This window comes from Ruminiclostridium josui JCM 17888, from assembly GCF_000526495.1.
GTDB lineage: Bacteria > Bacillota > Clostridia > Acetivibrionales > DSM-1351 > Ruminiclostridium > Ruminiclostridium josui.
The window spans coordinates 844,659-864,934 of record NZ_JAGE01000002.1; the positions used below are offsets into that span (position 1 = coordinate 844,659).

Sequence of the window (20,276 nt, forward strand, 5' to 3'; positions counted from 1 at the left end):
ATCTCACTCCAGCTTTAATTGTTTCAGATAATCAAGTTTTCTGTACTCTTTTCCGATATGCTCCTTTATGTATCTTTTAGATATTTCCCCTAATTCTTTTATTGATTCCTGGGAAAGTGAAAAATTAAACAGCTTTTGAGGGCTGCTAAATATTATATATTTTAACGCTTTGACTGTACCCGGCAGCAGAGATATAGACCTTGACTTTGGATTTGAGCAATCCTTACAAACCAGACCCGAACTGTCAAAATCAAAGTACATATTCTCATCCTGTGCTTTTTTACAGTATACACAACTTATAACATGGGGCTCATATCCCAACAGGGACATGAGCCTTAATTCAAAAACTCTGGTTACAAGTTTTAGTGGACGGTTGGTTTTGGATATTACGTAGAGTGTGTTTAATAAAAGCCGAAGAACCTCTTCCGATGGTTCTCCCTCCTGAACATTATCCGAAATCAACTCAAGTATATGAGAGCAGTATGTCAGTTTTTCAATATCATTTCTTATTTCATAATTCGGCTCTATTACCTGACAGCTTGACATGTTGTAAAGTTCTTTTCCTTTAAACAACATATATTCACTATAGGCAAAAAGCTGTGACCCTGCACTCAATGAACTTTTAGCTCTTCTTGCATTCTTTGCAGCTATTGATATTTTACCTTCTTCAGCAGTAAGTACCGTTATGATTTTGTCAGCTTCACCGGTATTTACTTCTTTAATAACTACTCCCTTATAATTAACATAACTCATTATTAACCCCGATTTGTTGCTTAAACTTCTGTTTCCTCTTGCATGACATTCTCTGCTGTCTCAGACTTAAACTTTTCTTCGATCTCTTTCATCAGAACATAAGAATCAATACTTCCTGTTGTTTTAAAAACATTCCATACAAAGTCCAGTAACATAAATGTCATCCCCCTTGGCATAAATATTCTGTTAGAATTATTTTTTCTACATAATATATTCTCTCACAATCCACCAAGAGTATACCCTTTATTTCTTACTGGTTTTATAACCCAGTGTTTTGAGCATATTATCACTATTTCTCCAGTCTGGCTTTACTTTGACCCACAGTTCAAGAAAAACCTTAGTATCCAACAGACGTTCAATTTCGTATCTTGCCGCACTTCCGATTTTTTTAAGCATATTTCCTTGCTTACCTATAATTATACCTTTATGGGAACTTTTTTCGCAGTATATAGTAGCCTGAATATTTATAAGCCCATCTTCTCTTTCCTTGAAAGAAGTAACTTCCACACCAACACCGTGAGGAACCTCGTCATCAAGATTAAGAAGAACTTTTTCCCTTATCATTTCAGCAGCTATTACTTTTTCAGGCTGGTCTGTAAGCATATCTTCTGAAAAAAACTGCGGTCCCTCTGGAATATGTTTTAGTGCTTCTTTTATTATTATATCTATACCATCATTCTTTAATGCCGAAATTGGAATGATTGACTTAAAGTCCATAAGTTTATTGTAGCTATCTATTATTGTCAGCAATTTTTCCTTATTAATTAAATCAACTTTGTTCAGTATAAGAAAGACAGGAGTTTTAGCCTGCTTTAACTGTTGTATGATGCTAATATCCTGAGCTCCCGGTTGTGCATTCGCTTCAACCAAAAACAGAACTAAATCAACTTCCTTTATTGTCTCGGAAGCAACGTTTACCATATATTCACCTAGTTTGGTTTTTGGTTTGTGAATACCCGGAGTATCAATTAATATAAGTTGACATTCTTCATTTGTTATTACACCTCTTATAGTATTTCTTGTAGTCTGGGGTTTGTCCGACATTATTGCAATTTTCTGACCTGTTATCGCATTTAAAAGTGTTGATTTTCCTACATTAGGCCTTCCTATTACTGATACAAAACCTGATTTATATGACATTGTCTCCTCCAATAAATTATTAAAATGTTCTAAATGCGTTTGGAAGTAAATCTCCAAGCCTTATTTTTTTATATTCACCATTTTTTTTAGTACAGATTAATTCCATATCATCATCTGCAAATTCAGCCATTACTTGCCTGCAAATACCGCAGGGATATATGTAATCCTCGTCATCACTGGCTATAGCGATTTTATCAATCTTTATTCTGCCCTCTTCTGAAACAGCCTTAAATATTGCAGTTCTTTCAGCACAGTTTGTTGCGCCAAAAGAAGCTATTTCAACATTACAGCCAGTATATACTTTTCCTGAGGCTGTTAATAGTGCAGCCCCCACCCTGAATTTAGAATAAGGGACATAGGCTGTATCCATGGCCTTTCTTGCACAAGATGCTAGCTCCATATCATTCATCTTGATGCCTCCTTTTTTATTTATAACAATATGCTAGTAACATACTTAATTTATGTATAACTTTATCCCACAAAATAAGTAATCCTATTACAATACTAAAAATTGCCGATACAAATACTGCACCTGCCGAAACGTCTTTAATTATCTTTGCTTTTGGGTGGTATACATCAACTATTATGTTAACTACAACTTCTACAGCTGTATTAATCAATTCGAAGCAAATTACCATTGCTATTGTAAGGCATAGAATAGTAAACTCAATTTTGCTAACCCTAACCCACAAGGACAGTAATATTACAATAGTCCCTATTGCCAAATGAATTTTCATGTTTCTTTCATTTACAATAGTATACCAAATACCTTGAAAAGCATTATTAAAGCTCTCTATAGGATTTCTGTTTTTCATAGCACTCCTCAATCTCTAGGAAGTCCAATCTCCTTTAAAATATCCTCTTGTTTTTTAAACATTACCTCTTCCTCAGTCTTTTCCATATGATCATATCCTAAAAGGTGAAAACAGGAATGGGCAGTAAGAAAAGCCATCTCTCTTTCAAAACTGTGGCCGTAGGCTTCCGCCTGTCTCATGGCAGTTTCAGCAGAAATAATAATATCTCCCAGAATCAACTCTCCCATTTCAAGGTCATAGTCCCCTTCATCAGATATAAGCTTACCATCTTTAAAATCTACCATAGGGAAAGAAAGAACATCTGTAGATTTATCTATATTCCTATGTTCTTTGTTTATATCTCTTATCTCCTCGTCATCTACAATTAAAACACTTATTTCGTAATCTTTCTCAAGCTTCTCTGACTTCATACACAGTTCTATTGTTTTTTCTATAAGTCTTTCTATTTTTTTGTCTAATATGACTTTGTCCTGCTCATTTTCAATTATTATCAAGTTTTTTTCCTCCACCAGTCCTTTTAACTTCCAAATCCTTTTCCTTATTATACTCTTCCTTTTCCTCAATAAAAATATCCTTTTTCAACGATTCTTTTATTTCAGGATATTGTTCTCTCGCATGGAAATACCCGCTGAGCACTCTCATAAAGGAATTCGCTATAGTATCAAGGTCTGAAAGAGTAAGCTGACACATATCCAGTTGACCGTCATCAAGCTTATCCTTGATTATTTTCCTTATCAACCCTTCTATTTTCCCTTCCGTTTTGTCTGTCATTGATCTTACAGCTGCTTCTACCGAATCAGCCAACATAACAACAGCCGCTTCTTTCGTTTGGGGTCTTGGACCTTCATATCTGAAATTCTCCTGCTTTATTTCTTCCTCTCCCCCAGCTTTCAATGCCCTATGATAAAAGTAAGCTACCAGAGTTGTGCCATGGTGCTGTTTTATTATATCTCTGATTGCAGTAGGAAGTTTATACTTTATAGCAATATCTACCCCATCCTTGGCATGTGATGTTATGACTAGAGTACTAAGATTGGGGGTCATCCTGTCATGAGGGTTTTCGTTCATCTGATTCTCTTTAAAAAAGTCCGGTCTTTTCAACTTTCCAACATCATGAAAATAAGCACCTGCTCTGGACAATAAAGCATTTCCTCCTATATCCTCCGTAGCTATCTCTGCTAAATTTCCTACCATGAGACTGTGATGATAAGTTCCAGGTGCTTCTATCAGTAATCTTTTTAACAACGGATGATTAGGATTAGAAATTTCTAGCAATTTTAATGGCGTTACAATATTAAAAACACTTTCTAAAAATGGCAAGAATCCTATAGTAAGTACCATTGATACCAGCCCGTTTAGAAAGACTGCTATGCTGTCAGTTATTATTGTTTGCAGGTCACTTTTGTATATAAAGTTTAGTGCAGTTATAAGCACGACATTTATCAACCCAAGCAGTATCCCATTCATGGACAATTTGCTGCGTTGGCTTGCTTTTGTTACAAGAAAAGCAGAAATAACCCCACAAATTAGGCCCATAATCAAAAACTTATTGTCGCCCTTAACCATAATAGAAATTCCGACTGTAAGTACACAGTTTATTACAACAGCAAGCTCCATATTTAAAAGTATTGAGACCAGCATTGTACCTACAAAAATGGGTATTACAAGACCCTCATAGTATGGATAGAGACATCTGGCCAGAACAAGTATTATAGATACTATTAAGGATAATAATAGCAAGTCCTTTCTGTCGTTATATATTTTATTGTTGTATTTTTTTAGAAACACTATAACTAATCCTGCAAGAAATAGAATAGTTGCAAGAATACCTATTGAAAAAAGATAATCATATTTACTTCTTGTTTCCAGCAAATTTAGCTCTTCAAGAAGCTGCAGCTTATCCTCAGTTACCACATCACCAAAGCTTATAATCCTTGATTCCTTCTTGATTTTCACAATATTTGCATCATTATTGTAGGCCTCCTGCTGTTTCTTTGCAGTAGCCTCTTCATCTATAACCCTGTTTGGCTTTAATATTGCTTTTACAAGCTGATTACCTATGTTTTTTAATTCCTGACTTATTCCCTGTTCACTTTGATAACTGTTTTGCAGCCTATGTATATGAATAGCAAGATTGCTTTCAGTTACCTCTTCAGACATAGCATCCGAGACAAGTTGTCGGGTAATCTCTTCAAAATTATCAAGTTCTGTTTCTGAAATTTTGGTTACAAGATAATTTATCTGATCTGCTGACAACGGTATATTAAGCTGAGAGACATGCTGTGTAAGGCTATTTATTGCTTCCTCACGGGCCTGTTTCAAATAGACATCATAATCCCGGCTGTTTGTACTTACACCAAGCTGTCTTAAATATCTATCAATGCTATCTCTGGCAGATGATACTGCCTTGAAAAAATCATCTTTCTTATAAATAACCTCTACAAAAGCTTTTGTATCTTCCTTAGTAACAGGCTCAACACTATCTCTTGCAGAGATTCTATTTTTTTCTGTCAGAACCTCGTTAACCAAATCTCTAGGTGCAGTAATATCATAAGTAGACACATCCCCTACACTTAATCTGTATTTCTTAGGCAGTGCCCCTGTCTGAATTAATATAAACGAAATCAGTACTGTAATAATAACAAGAAAAGCACGCTGAAAAGCGAAATTTCTCGTAATCTTTTTCAGCCTGCTATTAGTTTTCTTCTTTTTTATCATTGGCTTTCCCCCGAATCCAAGCTCACTTTTTGTTTGAATCATGTTTCGAATCATGTTTATCGTATGCGACTATAATCTTTTGCACCAGTTCATGTCTCACAACATCTTTTTCTGTAAGATTAACAAATGATATTCCATCTATATCCGCAAGTATATTAGTAACCTCTCTGAGGCCTGATTTCTTGTCTCCCGGCAAATCAATCTGTGTAATATCACCAGTAATAACTGCCTTTGAATTAAACCCAATTCTTGTGAGAAACATTTTCATCTGTTCAGGAGTTGTATTCTGGGCTTCATCCAATATTATAAATGAATTGTCCAATGTTCTTCCTCTCATATATGCAAGAGGTGCAATCTCAATCATGCCTCGCTCCAGATACTTTAAATAAAGGTCCGCACCCATAATCTCATATAACCCATCATATAAAGGTCTTAAATATGGGTCAACCTTATTCTGTAAATCCCCGGGTAAAAATCCAAGTTTCTCTCCAGCCTCTACTGCCGGCCTTGTCAGGATAATCCTGTCAACTTCCTTATTTCTGAATGCCGTTACAGCCATGGCCACAGCCAGAAAAGTTTTTCCAGTCCCGGCAGGACCAATACCAAAGACTATGTCATTCTTTTTAATGGCATCAACATAAATCTTTTGACCATGGGTTTTATATTTAATCTGCTTTCCCTTTGCAGTAAGGCAAACATAATCTGTAAGAATCTCATCCGCCTTTTCTATCTGTTTCTCATTAGATAAACCTACCAAATACAACACATTTTGCCTAGTAATAGACTGTCCTTGTTTTGCAATGTCAAGAAGCTTGTTAAGAACCGTTTCCGCCTTGCTTACGCTATCGGACTCGCCACTTATTCTGATAGATGTATCTCGTGTTAAAACTTTTACCTTAAATGCTTCCTCTATAATCTTTATGTTTTCATCATAATTACCAAATATATTCATTGCATGTTCAATTTTAAAAAATTCTATACTTCTCTCAGTTATATCCGCCAAATATAATTAGCCTCCTATCATCTGTGTAACTCCAATTTCTTCTATACATTCTACCATCACCGTGGCAATTATCTTACCATCATCATTTTCGGTATAATATACATTCTTTTTAGCTATTTCTGCTCCTTGCGGTATCTGTTCCTGTACTTGTTTATACGCCTTTTCGGCTGCTAGTTGTTTTGCGCTGTCAATATCAAGGTTCTCCTGTATCAATTCGTACTCATAGTATTTATCAACAACCCATTCCACTGGTAAAGCAAGATTCTTGCCTAAACAAAGTCTCTTTTTTACCTCTACATGTTCAGAATTATTATATGGAATTTTTCTATGAAATAATTTGAATTTTTTTGTAAAAAAAACAAGAGAGTACCTATCTTTCTCAAAACCCGTTCTTTTTGTTTTAACAAGGGTTTGCTCCACCTGACTGCTGGCTTCATACCATGTCCTGGCTTTTACTGAGCCCATTGAGTGCACCATAAGCGGAGGAGCTTCAGGATTTTTTACGTTCTCTATTGTTCCGGTAACAAGCAGCTGGCCTTTTGTTACTGTATCACCAATTTTAACTGTTTCAAGGCCTTCTTTAGCTACTATTGAGTATATAACACCATCCTTTGCTGCAACCAAATCGCATGGTAAATTTTTATCTATTAAATCCGGAGGTTTTACCCTTTCAGAAACATTAACAAAAACCCTTGTCCCCCGAACTGAAACACTAATCCTTGAGAGATCATTTATCCCAAGCATTATGTTATCTACTACGTTATCAGGATTTATGCTAAACTTTAACGCTCCGGGCTTTATTCCGTTCTCAGACAGCTTCTCTAATATAACTTCTGTGGCAACCTTGTCATTTCCGGTAACCGACACATCCCATATAAATGAGGATATTATGAAAAAAGTAATTATACATACAGCTGAACCGATAATAAATGCCTTTCGGTTTTTGTATTTATATATTAAAAAGGGAAGACCCTTTTTACTGTTAATATGTACTCTGCACCGGGATTTCTTTGCAACAGGCCTTAGCCTTCTAAAATCTTCTATGCTGATTTTCATAGCCAGCTTGCTACTGCTAATCCATTTTATATTCCATAGTCTAATCTGCCGATGGGTACATATATTAATAAATTTTTCCAAAAAATATCCTTCGACTATTATAATAACATATCCAAGTATATAATTCCACAACCTCCAAATTAACATTTTCGTTACCCCCGTATTTCCCCTTGAAGTAATTACTTTAGGAATTCAAGTGACAGTATGTTTCCGTATACCATAATATTCTCTGCAGTAATTTCTTTAATATAAATATCAGTTCCTGTTAATTTAATAATCCCGGACGTAGTATTCACACGTATTACTCCTTCCCCATACTCTACTATTCCTTTATAGTTTTCGATAATAACATCCCCGTTGCCCAGCATAACAAGTTTAGGCATATTTAAAACAATCTCTTTAGGTAACTCAAGCATCTCAGTAATTTTTTCTCTTAAAGTAGATTTATTACTTTTTACCGAAGGAGTTTTTATTCTTTTATTATTTTTGCTTTTAGCTGCTGACCTCATTCTCCCCGCCATATCCAACCCTCTAATCGTTTAATTTGCCAAATCCTGAACATTACCGAATTCATAGCCTTGTTCCCGGGCACCTTTGATAATCATACCCAAAGCATCTGCATTATCTTTCGACACCGCGTGAAGCAACATAATCTCACCATTATGAAGATTACGCATTACTACTTTATATGTATATTCAGGACCTCTTACCTTATCCCTGTACCAGTCATCATATGCAAAACTCCAGAAAAGGTTGCAATATCCAAGCTTACTTGTAATACTCAGTGTACGTTCACTGTATTCCCCCTTTGGTGGTCTTAGAAAATTCATTTTTGCACCAAATTTTTCTGTAAATGCACGCTCCAGCCCCACCACTTCCTCTTCGATTTGAGCATCACTTTTTTCTGGGAGGCTTGGGTGATGTATTGTATGGTTTCCAACAGTATGTCCTTCCTCAACCATCCTACGTACTAAATCCTGATGCTCTTTGAGATACGGACCAGTTATAAAAAAAGCTGCCTTTACATTATTATCCCTGAGTGTATCAAGAATTTGCGCTGTATATCCATTTTCATAACCTTCATCAAATGTAAGATAAATTATCTTTTTATTTACATCTCCAAGATATTTAGCTCCATATTTTGAAAGCAGCTCAGGAGTTCCCGGATCAGCTCTTGGTATTTGGTTATTTGGCTGTCTCGCCATTCCCCAGCATCTTTTTTTATCGTTTGGATAGGAGCTTTTATCGGCTACTTTTCCTTCTGTAGATAAGCTATTTCCTTCAACAAGCCTTCCTGTCAGCTCAGTAGAAAAATCAACTTTGCTACTGCTTGAAGTGTATACCCCTTCAATATCAGAAAACTCGGAATAAGAATTTAAATCCCTATGTTTCTTTATTATAAAAAATGCAAAAATCAAAGTAACGCACACTATCAAAGTCATTATGGTAATCGCCTTATTTTTTTTCAATCTTATTACCTCCGTCATCACAGTTATGTAAAAATCTGAAATAAAAATGTTTCTCATATATTTATATATAGTTCGTCTACCTTTTTAGAACAACTTTTACCTATAACAAAAAAATCCTCAAAGAAGTGAGTTATATCACTCTCTAAGGATTCTTACAATACAAATTTTATGTTTATTTGGTGTTTTCCACTACTTTAAGTTTATCTGTTTTTATTAACTCTTCACCTATTGGAGGAATTTCAATATTATCTGATTTCTGAACACTGACATCTACAAATACTTTAATTTGCTCAAAAACCCCTCCTACCATATTTAATGCATTAACTGCGTCATCAGGATCTACTATAGCCTTTATTACATATGGTGGAAGTACATGCCTGCCATTAACATTTATGTATCCACCAGCCCCTCTGACTTCACTAGTATCAATTATTCTTTGGTCATTTATTGAAAGTGCCTGGGCATCTGTAGCTCTCAGTTCATTTAATACAAACAAAAGATCATCATCTTCCACACTTAAAGCATCGTCCTTGCTGAAGGTAACAATAACCCCTCTGCCTTTAACTTTGGTTAATCCTGCAACAGTTTTCAGCTTTTGTATTTCATCTGACAAAAGTTTTAGATTTTCATCTGAGTTACCTCTTGCATTCTCAAACTTAGATAATTGAGTTTGTAATTCATTAAGCTTCGCTCTTAAATTCTCATTATTTTTCTGCTCATTCAGTATTTTTACCACCAGATCATCTTTCTTCTGATTTTCCAATGTCATTACCTTTGCATTATTTCGTATACTTTGAAACTGCCATGACAGCGCAAGTCCAAGAATTACACAAACTACCGCTATGGATATGTTTCTACTTCTCCTTTTTGTTTTCATTATCTACTACCTCCAGCTTGGAAATCAATCCATTGATGTCATTCATGAATTTTGGTATAACAATGTTATTTTTCTGTTCTACAGTAACACGCTTTTTATATTGTATAAGTCCGCTTACTACGTTACTGTTCTTTATTGCAGAGTATAATTTACCAGGATCACCAATAGCCTTTATTTCAAAAGGAACTGCATACCTGTTTTTATTTATTTTTATGGTAGGGCCTGTGCAAATCTGCTCACTAGTTGCAATAAGCCTTTCATCATTTATTGCTATGGCCTGTGCTCCGGCAACTCTCAAATCATTTATAATACCATAAATCTCGTAATCGTGAATTATATAATTCATTTGACTTTCGGGGTCAGGATTTTCTGCATCATTTAAGGTTATAACTATACCATCCCCGGTCACATCCGTTAATCCTGATATAAATTTAAGGTAATCCAGCTCACTTTTCAAGCTGTTACTAGAATTCGTTCCTGGAGAAGCTTTTAGAAAATCTTCCTTTTTTTGTTCCAGTTCTGCTATCTGTGCCTTATACTGCTCTCCTTCTTTAACTCTTGTATCCAGTTGACTTTTTAACCTGTTATAATCAAGTGTAAGAGCAGATTGTTTTTGCATGCTAACTGTACTTCTTATCTGTACTGTAACTAGCATACCCAAAATGGCAAATATGATAAATAGAATAATAAAATTGTCTTTTACCTTCATTATAGCCTCTTTTGTATACTTATTATTTCTCCTTGGTTTCCTATTATATAATTTTACTTTTTATAAACAGTTTTTTCAAGGAAAAACATTTTTACTTATTTTTTAAGTTTTTCATTGACAAAATTATATAGTCTATTGTATACTAATATTCGTCTTAGGGGAGTAGCGCAATTGGTAGAGTAGCGGTCTCCAAAACCGTCGGCTGCGGGTTCAAGTCCTGTCTCCCCTGCCAAAGAAAAGCTTAGAGCCATAATGGTTCTAGGCTTTTCTTATGTTTAATAATCAGTTAACATAATTTTTTATGGGTACTATTTGGGTACTAACCATATTTTTGACGAACTCAAACCGCCTCACATTTGCAAAGTTACTGCCTTATTTTGTTTTAGTCCCCATCATAATTTTAGCTGTATCATTGTAATATATGGGGAATATTTCCTATATCACGATAACAATTTGAAATCATAGTCCACACGGATTTATAGCCTGTTCTTAAACCCGGTAATACACCAATCAGGATCCCAAAAAACAAAATTGCATATGTTATAACCAGCCAGAGGAATAAGTAGCTTTTGAGTTTTTCAGGTTTATCTGTCGCGAACTCTTTTTCTATAATCTCCTTGACCTTGGCATTCAAATAAGCCTTGTGTATTGCATCGAGTAAGGAATATACTGCATCATTTGGTATGGTACTGTTTAAGCTGTTCCTGATAGAAATTATAAATTGTTCCTGTCCAGCTAGCCATAGTTACCTATACATCAAAAACAAACATAAATCCTCTTGATTTGTGGTAAGTATCGAAACGGATAGAATATCACTAATCTTTTAAAATAAGGAAGCAGAATTGATCTGCTTCCTAGTTGATAAATTAAGCTATTTTTATAACATCATCTTGACGGAATAACAAGTCAGCACTCATATTGAACTTTTTACATATAGTGGACACTTCAGTTATCATGAACCCGGATCCATAGTCGCGATTTTCTTTGTGCCTATATGTACTCGCCGGCATTGATAATAACTTAGCCATTTCAGCTTGAGTTATTCCATTCATTATTCTGACTATCTTTAAGATAAAAAACCCTTTGCGATTCAATTTACTAAGCTTTGATAAAATACTATTTCCTATTTCAGTAGCTTTATTCTTTGTAAGCACTAACTCACTTTCTTCTCCATGGCATATTGGAATACAGATCTTTACTTGCGAACCATTGCAATCTAGTCTTTCGGTATTATATATTTTAACATTCATGACATAAGCCTCCTATTTATATTGCTAATTTCTAAAAGTTGCGAAATCTCCATTATTAACTGACTTATGCTTTTGTGGATTGATTATCTCATCTTTTGTAATAAACTCTACTTTTTCATGGAATTTAAAATAGATTGTATTTCAAAACCATCAACGATACCTTGCTTATATGCTTCCATTTCATAAACATGAATAGTTTTATCTAGAGCAGCTTCATACTTGTATACTAAGTCTTTATACTCTTTATTATGCTTTCGTGGTATAAGTTTTTCGATTGAAGTTAGTGCTTTATTTGAAAGTTCAGATGCAGCATGATATTCCTCGTATTGCAGCACACTGCTTGATTCAACTATTTCACGGGTTCGTGATTGAACTACACTTTCTTTTAACATAGACATCCTCCTTCTTTTTTACCCTTGAAGGAAGCTCAAGAAATGATATAATGATATTGAGCTTATCCTTAAGGGATGGTTCGGCGATAGCTCCTGCTGACTTTGGACGGTTGTAGGGGCTATCATTGCTTTTATTCATTTTTTTCACCTTCAATAAACAATATTAAATCCTCTTTAAGTATCCTGTAATCTCTTCCAGGCTTAAATGCTTTTAATTTTCCTGCATGTATTGCTCTCTGAATAGTTAGATTACTGACCTGTAAAAATTCAGCAACTTGCTTTAGTGTTAATATATCAGGTAGTTTTTCATAACCCAAGTCCTTTTCACCACCTTTTCCAATTTTGATATCATTTTATATCATATATTATCATTAGTCAATATATATTATCATATACTAGCAATTCATAGAAACAAATATCTATATACTTTAGCAGAATAGACTTATAACTTCAACATTTGATTCATTGTTAAATCCACACATATTCTTATATTACCGAACGGTTCGGTAATATAATTTGATTGCCCAAATTGCAGGTTATAAGCTCCATTACCAAATATATTTGGTAAATATACAGAATGCAACACCATAAACATGTTGCCGAAAATTTCGGCAACTTAACTACTGGGTTTTTTGGAAAGAATTAAGTTGACATTTGATAGTCTTAGAATTTTTTAAATTTGAATACAATAGGTAACACTAATATTTGAGCTTATAAGTATGTTGTGAAAAATTTTCACAACAATAAAAGAATGAAACTGCAGTTTGCCTAATGCATTTTTGCAAACTGTATTGACGGTTGAATTTATCTGTAATATTACCATACCATTCAGTGATATTAATGGTTGTCAAAAGTTTTGACAACCTATGACGTAAGAATTTATTTCAAAGATAATAAGTAATCATTCCACGAGATAATGCTGTATAGCCCTGTCATAAATGCTACACTATCAAAGCACCGCTTGGATCCTTGAAGTTTATTAAAACCTCTTAAGATTATTTATAGTGTGTGAAATTGCATATTGTATAGTTGATGGGACTGTAAACAGCCTGAGTGGAATGGCATATATCAAAGATCATTCAGATTTTCAGAATTGATTAAGGCTTGATATAAAATTAAAGCAAGAATTCTCGGCTGTATAACGGAAATAATCCTTCCTTGACAAATTTGTGTTTTTTAATTCATAGGTTTTCAAGTGGTTTATGTCAAATTATTGTTAACCATATTTACACAATATCTTAAACGCACCCGGAAAACACATGGTTTATATTATATTTACTTATCATTCAACCTTGCAAGACCTGTATGGAAGTCTGTTAAACTTCTTTCTTTATACTCCTTATAAAAAAGTTGATTATAGTTATCCGGAATAAAATATGTACTGTTTTCATATGAAGAACCATATTTAAATGCTACACTTCCTAAAAGTAATAGCTTATTTGTATCTATTTTGTACCGAAATATCCCTTTGTATGGGGTCACTCCGAGATTCAGATAAAGATATCGCGATAATAAATTATACATGAAATGCTTTTTTGAATCTTCGTTCATACTTTTCCATTTAGCAAAAGATTGTTCATCTGAAATATTAAAATAAATCTCACTTTTTTCCAAATTGTCTATGAAGGTTATATCAAAAAGTAATTCATTTGTTGGAGTGACAAAGACGGTATTGTTTATTTTTAGTGAGTCCAGCCAACGGCATAAATGATTACGAAGCATGCCCTCCCATTCATATCCGTCACTAAAAGTCTTATAATAAAATGACTTATTTGCTTCAATGTTAGTTCTAAAATCATTTATTGCTATAGAGTCTTTGTCATCATCAAGTAAATTTGCATTTTTGAAAAAAATCCAAATATCCGGCTTTGCATATAATTTGCTGAGTTCAGATGCCAATATAAACTCTTCCTGGGTTCCAGAGGAATATTTTCCGGTGGGTGTACCCCATTTTCGCCACAGGAGCATTAAGAATAGATCACACTCCAATATACTTTTATTTATTAATTCTTGAGGCCGTCCTTTACCCGGCAATGTATCTTCCCAACCCAATGGCTCAATATGGTATCCCATAGAGTGTCCTTTAATTTCATTAACTTCGTCAATTACTTTTAAAAATATCTTTCTTTCCTCATTTAAATCATTCGGCGATGCTATAAAAACACGTAGTACTGTGTATTTTAATGTCATATGTCTCTCCTCAAATATTTTTCCTTAAAATATTATTAAAACAAGGCTATTAAAAACTTGTGGCTCAGCATACATTCATATACATTTAAAGTAATTCATCACTAAAATTTAATACCCAGAATTCTTATGCCTCTGCTATGCCCCACATAGCGTTATTATTCGAAATTTCTAACCTTAACACTGCATATAAGTAATTACATTCAAGTATTCCTTGAAAACGACGTATATTATTAATAAAAGGACTGAAATCTGCAAAGCAAATTATGTGTATTTAAAATCACCAATTGGAACCTAAATATCGCCTCATCAATAGAAGGCAATCCCGGATGACATCCTTGTGGATGGAGCCTATTCCACAATCCTTGGATATAACCTTTATTATCCCCTGTCCATTCATTTAGATTTATATCAAGTATTGGCTTAAAGCATTTTACTAAAACCTGCATTGCTGTTGGAGTATTTGCTGGAACAATGCTTGCAATATTACTGTTTGAAGTCTCCTTATTTTTTATGAATTGAGCCATTTCTACAAATAAACTTTCAGTATAGGTTCTTAATTGGCTGTTTAATGCCGCATAATTTGCTCCCAAATAGCTTCCCTTAGCTTGTTCATAATGACCTTTTGTTGTAGCGAATCCATAGATATTGAGAATGTCAATAATAGAATCTTCTTTATTCGAAATTTCAAAATCTTCCGGTAATTTTCGTATTAATTTATTGTTTTCGATGTCAATATCGTAACCGTCAAATCTTAAATATTTGTACAAATTAGGATATTTATCAAAACATATACTTTCTGTGCTATAGAAATTATAACAACTGTAATTTGATAATAAATAGGATATTCGGTCCTCAACAATAAGAGTTACAATATCATTCTTATAATTATCCCGAATACCTTGATTTTGAACAAGGAATTTTGCTATTGCTACTTTTTTCTTTTTTATAGAATCCGCAGGTGCCAGAACTATCTTATCATCCAAATCATACTTCAAAAGATACATGTCTAAAGACGCGTGATCTTCTGGCATTGACATTACAATATCAGTTATAACTTGTTTTGAAAACATAATAGCCCCCGTTTAATTTATAAATTATTTTAGTACTTAATTATTTCACTATAGGCGTAATCGCTGTAATACCAGCTATATTTTCGAGTATATGTTTGCCAGCTTTATCCATGAATTCTTTGTAGGATTTACTGGTTCCTAATAAGACGTATACGGATTTTAAATCAAAATCAAAGTTTCCTTTAACCCTCCACTCTCTTTCATGAGACCAATCTATAATATTTTCTTTGTCATCTAAATTATATGACACTATACGCCACCATTCCTCTTTTGGCAAAATTCCTTCAGCAATTTCAGGTTTTTCATAGAATACAGGCCTTCCTCCTTTTTTGAACACGTTTCTTTTTAAGAAAATAAGCCCGTCTGAGGAATATCGTGTTTTACCCCCTAGTTCTTCTCGAAATTCCTTTTCATGCAATATATTTTGCCCAATACCATAGATGGGAGCATCTTGAAAACAGACAGCAGTGTGCCCCCCACGAATATACCCCCTAACATCACTTCCAATTATTTGTTTATCATTTAATATTTTTAGCAACACATCTACTGAACTTAGTATACTTCCATCGTCTTGTAATTGTTCCCTTGTTAAATGTGTAAGTGTTGCTGTTATATCTGATCGGTTTAAAAATCTTTTTGACCATTTGTCATAATCATAACCCATAGTATCCTCCATATAAACCCCTTATATAGTTATTTATTCTTCATTCATACATAATTTTCCTTTTTAAAAATAGACATTTTCACAGCTAAAACCAAAAAGTTCGATCTTGAGCATTACTTTTCACTCTCTCAACGTCGACTACCGCATCACTAGGGCCTAATTAAATTTGTGGAGTTTTGCAAATTTTGCAAAAGTATTTTCAATCAACCAAACTGATTGGTAGAGTTACAGGCAGTAATCATCTGAGTCTCCAGAAGTGTACCGTATAATCTCAACTGGATTTCAGCTGCCACCTTCTCCAATGACAGCAGATTTAATAGGCTTGTCCAACAGTTCTAGTTCCCGAACCATTTTCTGAGGTTCAGCAATCAATTTCGAGATCCTTCTTGTCTAAATATTCAGTTCTGATATTTTTATCCATAAGGGCTTCAATTTTCTGTTTAAACTGGCTAATTATATTTTCGATCTAGTCCTTCAGATCCTCATTTTCATCTCCTACAACGAATAAAAGTGATGGCTGAAGCTTTTCTGCATTAATTATATTGTCAAAATTTTTGACGATATATCAGTAATCAATAGTCATGCAATTAATAGTTGACAATATTATCCAATTGTTATATTATTAAAGTGTAGGTCAGATTACATAGAATATGTTTTCTGGCCTTTTTATATCCTTCTGTGGACCTCTATTACATACGCATTTATTATTGAAAGGGGTCTGATACAATGAGAGACAAAATGTCATTATCTTATATTTGGTATCCTGAGCAGTATTTTATGGTAAGGAGGATTATTGAATCTGCAGGCTTTAATCCAATCATACTTGATGAGTTAATTGAGCTTTATGTGAATCGTGAAAGGACATATTTTGAATATTATAATTCAAAGAGGTAATTAAATACTTATCCTCTGCAGCGTATGTCAGAGGAAATACATAGATTCGAACTGAAACAGTTATTTTTAAAGAATCAATATCATTTAATTGTCTAAATTGATTGTAAGTTGCGGTGAAATTGGGAATGTATATTGTTATAATGTTAAGTATAACAATGGGTGACAAGGGGTAAATCATGGAGGAACTACTAAGCATACTTGAAAGCAAATATAGCCTTATTGAATTACAAAAAATTGCTACAAAGCTAGACAAGACATTCCGCCTAAATAGCTTTTGGAATGGCTGGCTAGAATTGGAACAAGTATTTTACAATGTCAATTTAAATATAAATGATCTTAAGTCAAAATATCTCTATAGAGATATTTATAATGCTATTATTATGAAATACGGAAAAACCGAAAGGATTGTCAAATATTATTTAACTAAAGAATTTATCAATAATGATAATGAAGTATGCTTATATGAATTTAATGTTGGTAATAGTAGATTAGATTTCGGAAGAATTAATGGCAGATCATACGCATATGAAATCAAAACTGAATTAGACAATACAAATAGGCTATTGGATCAGTTATCCGACTATATTAATGTATTTGAATTCATAAATGTTGTTATACACGAAAAGCATTTATCAAAAATTAAATCTCTCATCCCCAGGAATGTGGGTATAATCCAATATACATTCAACGAAAATGGAATGGCTTTTGATTCAATCAGAAAGCCTAAAGAAAATAAAAACATGAAAAAGTTAAGTCAGCTAGAAATTATGAATACAGACGACCTAGACTATATAATTAAAAAAATAATTAATGTTAGTCAAGTTCCAAGGTTTAAGTCTGAGAAACTTAAGTTTGTAAATAAGCATTTTAATAAATACCAATTTAACGATGTATTTAAGGAAGCTATAAAAAATAAACAGTCAAAAAAATGGAAGCATATCAAAGATAATTTTGATATGCTTAAACCCATTGAATTACAAGACGCCTATATTTATGAATATGATATTAAACAATTGAATTGCTAATCTTATAGTCCATTGTATCAATAAAATGACTTATTGTTACAGTCTTCCATTTTGTTGGATTATTTGGATTTTCAATTCTGCCATTAAAATTATTAATTATTGAACAGCCATTACACGAAGTTTTATGTTTTGGTGTCAATTTATTATTCCAGTGATCCGATTTTAGATATTTGACTAAGAGATCAGTCTCGTATGAATTTGGATCCTTCTCTATTCCCCTAAAGCCATGATGTACAAAAGTATCCATTTCAATTGTCAGATATGCAGGATAAGAGACACCTCCACTGTATATTGGGTTAGTTCTTATACCTGCCGTATCACCAAAATAATTAAAGTATTTTTTAAAATCATCATAGTAGTCAAAATCTATACATTCGTAAGCAACATCATTTATTCTGATATCTCTATTAGGAAGCTTTGGGAAAGTCAATTCAGAATATATTTGTTTAATTACAATGGATTTAAATCCTTTTTGTACTTGAAATGACTGGATTTTCTTTACTTCTCTCGATATAGATGCTTTTTCAAAGCTAAAGTTCTCTAAATTATAAATAAGAAAATCTTTTTTCCCAATTAAATTGAAAAGTTCTGCTTCTATTGTTGCCAGCTTCTTCACCTCAACCATATAAGCTATTCTGCTTGATATATTTGAGAGTGATTTTTTTAGATCAGCTAAATCCCCAGCCTTGTAATTATCAAGATTTACTTCAATTACAGGTATAACATTCGTATATTTTGCAAATCTAATTAATATATCTCTATGGAAGTTCCTATTTGAATTAATATTTTTATAAAAGGCTTCAACAGGCTTTTTTAATTTTTTATGTGACAGATTTAGATTTCTTGGGATCGTTATAAAAAAATCGTTATCAGGTTTCGATTTAATTAGTTCTTCGATATCATCAATTATACTTGCTTTTCCCTTCTCTTTCTTAATATCCTTAACTATTCGGATAAGCGGCATTACATTGTCACTAAAGAATTGATGAGACAGTGCATTGAGCTCCCCATCTAAGCTCATTAATGCAGGTACATACTTCATTTAAATCCCCCTTGAAAATTTAGTAATTACGTTAATGTGTCACTTAATTGCATTATACCATATACTTACATATCTATACAATATTTTACATTTTTTAAAGTATTAGATTAATAGCATTTTGAGAACGTGATGAACTGGAAATATACTAATACTCATAGTAGGCCGCATCCACTTGATAAAGTGCTATGGATTTTATCCACTTCTTCGAAATAATTTTGCACTTTGATCCCTAAGAAAGGGACAAAGGTAAACAATAATTTATTTACGAAATGATCAATATTCATTTCCATAAAATTTCCTTAATATAAATTAAGGTAAGAAGTGCATCTTGGAAGGAAATACAACATAATTTATTTATCTAGCGTTTTTCCGGGGTTCGCGAGCACCGCAAGCTTTTTTGACTTCCCGGAAGTACCTTTTTGCTACCTTGTGCTTGTTTCTTAAATAACAAAAAAGAGATAGATAAGACTATCTCCTTTTTATATAACATTCAAGTTTGGTTATATTCAGCGTCTTTATTTTTTAGTATTTCTTTACATTTTCTTAATGCTTTTGCTACAAATTTCCTTTCATTTTCAGTAAGGTCGTAGTAATTCCTTTTATTTGCTAATATAGCAAATAATTTATAGATATATGAATAGTCATTTATAATTTCAGCATTAAATTTCACGAGATCATATTTAACTTTATCATATTCATCAAAGTAAAATTTATATGACCAATTCAAGTTTGGTGGTCCCTGTTTCAACCCTGAATTTAATGCCATCATTAACCGGTCATCTATTTGAGTATAGTTTCTTTCAATTTCTTGTATTAAAAAAGAATTAATAAAAAATTCAGCTAATATCTTATTCTCTTTCTTCTGTTCTTTTAGCCTATTTCTTTCTTCAGTAATTTCTCTAGTAACTGCATCCATTGCACCTTTATATGACCATTTACCACCAATATGACCACTTACTATTGCTCCTATAAAACCAACTAGTGCTCCTGTAAGTCCTGCTCCAGCACTTAATAGAGCTATTTGAGTATCATTCAAACATTACACCTCTATTCACATTTTTCATATTTCTCACAATATTATCTAAACATTATGTAGTCAAATTACACCCCTCAATGCCCACAGCTATCACTAACTTAATCTACCTTTATAAATAAAAATGTGTTTTTTACAACCACTTTCTTAAAAAATAATCTATAAAAAAGAGCCCG

23 protein-coding genes and 1 tRNA gene are annotated in these 20,276 nt (G+C 33.2%); 3 read left to right on the top strand and 21 right to left on the bottom strand.

Features of this window, described 5'->3' with window-relative positions; genetic code table 11:
* Positions 1-3: 3 nt before the first annotated feature.
* The 13 genes from recO to K412_RS0120050 all read right to left on the bottom strand — a co-directional run bounded on the left by recO (position 4) and on the right by K412_RS0120050 (position 10,540).
* A complete protein-coding gene (gene recO / locus K412_RS0119990) occupies positions 4-753 on the bottom strand; it encodes a DNA repair protein RecO (protein ID WP_024834739.1) in 750 nt (249 codons plus the stop codon).
* 20 nt (positions 754-773) lie between these two features.
* On the bottom strand, positions 774-908 hold the full coding sequence (locus K412_RS22090; RefSeq protein WP_081741838.1) for a YqzL family protein: 135 nt from the start codon (positions 906-908) through the stop codon (positions 774-776).
* Positions 909-996: 88 nt separating this feature from the next.
* Complete coding sequence (gene era / locus K412_RS0120000) at positions 997-1,893, bottom strand: GTPase Era (protein WP_024834740.1); 897 nt, start codon at positions 1,891-1,893, stop codon at positions 997-999.
* A gap of 19 nt (positions 1,894-1,912) precedes the next feature.
* Positions 1,913-2,302, bottom strand: a complete 390-nt coding sequence (gene cdd / locus K412_RS0120005) for a cytidine deaminase (RefSeq protein ID WP_024834741.1) — start codon at positions 2,300-2,302, stop codon at positions 1,913-1,915.
* Positions 2,303-2,318: 16 nt separating this feature from the next.
* Positions 2,319-2,708: a diacylglycerol kinase family protein gene (locus K412_RS0120010; RefSeq protein ID WP_024834742.1), complete on the bottom strand. Its 390-nt coding sequence runs from the start codon at positions 2,706-2,708 to the stop codon at positions 2,319-2,321.
* Between the two features lie 8 nt (positions 2,709-2,716).
* Positions 2,717-3,202, bottom strand: coding sequence for an rRNA maturation RNase YbeY (gene ybeY / locus K412_RS0120015; protein ID WP_024834743.1), 486 nt, complete (start codon positions 3,200-3,202; stop codon positions 2,717-2,719).
* A complete protein-coding gene (locus K412_RS0120020; RefSeq protein ID WP_024834744.1) occupies positions 3,189-5,426 on the bottom strand; it encodes an HD family phosphohydrolase in 2,238 nt (745 codons plus the stop codon). The genes ybeY and K412_RS0120020 overlap by 14 nt, the downstream gene beginning before the upstream one ends.
* 22 nt (positions 5,427-5,448) lie before the next feature.
* Positions 5,449-6,429, bottom strand: a complete 981-nt coding sequence (locus tag K412_RS0120025; protein WP_024834745.1) for a PhoH family protein — start codon at positions 6,427-6,429, stop codon at positions 5,449-5,451.
* 6 nt (positions 6,430-6,435) lie between these two features.
* On the bottom strand, positions 6,436-7,632 hold the full coding sequence (yqfD, locus tag K412_RS0120030) for a sporulation protein YqfD (RefSeq protein WP_024834746.1): 1,197 nt from the start codon (positions 7,630-7,632) through the stop codon (positions 6,436-6,438).
* A 32-nt stretch (positions 7,633-7,664) separates the two neighbouring features.
* A complete protein-coding gene (gene yqfC, locus K412_RS0120035) occupies positions 7,665-8,006 on the bottom strand; it encodes a sporulation protein YqfC (protein ID WP_024834747.1) in 342 nt (113 codons plus the stop codon).
* A gap of 18 nt (positions 8,007-8,024) precedes the next feature.
* Positions 8,025-8,954: a delta-lactam-biosynthetic de-N-acetylase gene (gene pdaA, locus K412_RS0120040; RefSeq protein WP_024834748.1), complete on the bottom strand. Its 930-nt coding sequence runs from the start codon at positions 8,952-8,954 to the stop codon at positions 8,025-8,027.
* A 172-nt stretch (positions 8,955-9,126) separates the two neighbouring features.
* Positions 9,127-9,831 (bottom strand): DUF881 domain-containing protein, encoded by a 705-nt coding sequence (locus K412_RS0120045; protein WP_024834749.1) that lies wholly within the window; start codon positions 9,829-9,831, stop codon positions 9,127-9,129.
* A complete protein-coding gene (locus tag K412_RS0120050; RefSeq protein ID WP_024834750.1) occupies positions 9,809-10,540 on the bottom strand; it encodes a DUF881 domain-containing protein in 732 nt (243 codons plus the stop codon). The genes K412_RS0120045 and K412_RS0120050 overlap by 23 nt, the downstream gene beginning before the upstream one ends.
* 156 nt (positions 10,541-10,696) lie before the next feature.
* Between K412_RS0120050 and K412_RS0120055 the strand changes: the two genes are divergently transcribed.
* Positions 10,697-10,772, top strand: a tRNA-Trp gene (locus K412_RS0120055).
* Between the two features lie 634 nt (positions 10,773-11,406).
* On the opposite strand, the gene K412_RS0120060 is transcribed toward K412_RS0120055, so the two are convergent.
* The 6 genes from K412_RS0120060 to K412_RS0120090 form a co-directional block, all read right to left on the bottom strand.
* On the bottom strand, positions 11,407-11,790 hold the full coding sequence (locus K412_RS0120060) for a helix-turn-helix transcriptional regulator (protein ID WP_024834751.1): 384 nt from the start codon (positions 11,788-11,790) through the stop codon (positions 11,407-11,409).
* 107 nt (positions 11,791-11,897) lie between these two features.
* On the bottom strand, positions 11,898-12,182 hold the full coding sequence (locus tag K412_RS0120065) for a hypothetical protein (protein WP_024834752.1): 285 nt from the start codon (positions 12,180-12,182) through the stop codon (positions 11,898-11,900).
* Positions 12,183-12,313: 131 nt separating this feature from the next.
* Entirely contained in the window at positions 12,314-12,499 is a 186-nt protein-coding gene (locus K412_RS0120075) for a helix-turn-helix domain-containing protein (protein WP_024834753.1), read from the bottom strand.
* 958 nt (positions 12,500-13,457) lie between these two features.
* Complete coding sequence (locus K412_RS21575; protein WP_024834754.1) at positions 13,458-14,372, bottom strand: DUF4062 domain-containing protein; 915 nt, start codon at positions 14,370-14,372, stop codon at positions 13,458-13,460.
* A gap of 230 nt (positions 14,373-14,602) precedes the next feature.
* On the bottom strand, positions 14,603-15,442 hold the full coding sequence (locus tag K412_RS0120085; RefSeq protein WP_024834755.1) for a hypothetical protein: 840 nt from the start codon (positions 15,440-15,442) through the stop codon (positions 14,603-14,605).
* A gap of 40 nt (positions 15,443-15,482) precedes the next feature.
* On the bottom strand, positions 15,483-16,106 hold the full coding sequence (locus tag K412_RS0120090) for a hypothetical protein (protein ID WP_024834756.1): 624 nt from the start codon (positions 16,104-16,106) through the stop codon (positions 15,483-15,485).
* 726 nt (positions 16,107-16,832) lie between these two features.
* Between K412_RS0120090 and K412_RS22440 the strand changes: the two genes are divergently transcribed.
* Positions 16,833-17,000, top strand: a complete 168-nt coding sequence (locus K412_RS22440) for a hypothetical protein (protein WP_157833862.1) — start codon at positions 16,833-16,835, stop codon at positions 16,998-17,000.
* Positions 17,001-17,176: 176 nt separating this feature from the next.
* Entirely contained in the window at positions 17,177-18,025 is an 849-nt protein-coding gene (locus K412_RS0120105; protein WP_024834757.1) for a sce7726 family protein, read from the top strand.
* Here K412_RS0120105 and K412_RS0120110 read toward each other — a convergent pair.
* Together K412_RS0120110 and K412_RS0120115 are read right to left on the bottom strand one after the other, a co-directional pair.
* Positions 18,006-19,067, bottom strand: a complete 1,062-nt coding sequence (locus K412_RS0120110; protein ID WP_024834758.1) for a beta family protein — start codon at positions 19,065-19,067, stop codon at positions 18,006-18,008. The two genes, K412_RS0120105 and K412_RS0120110, sit on opposite strands and share 20 nt — an antisense overlap.
* 490 nt (positions 19,068-19,557) lie before the next feature.
* Positions 19,558-20,103, bottom strand: coding sequence for a hypothetical protein (locus K412_RS0120115; RefSeq protein ID WP_024834759.1), 546 nt, complete (start codon positions 20,101-20,103; stop codon positions 19,558-19,560).
* Positions 20,104-20,276 lie beyond the last annotated feature (173 nt).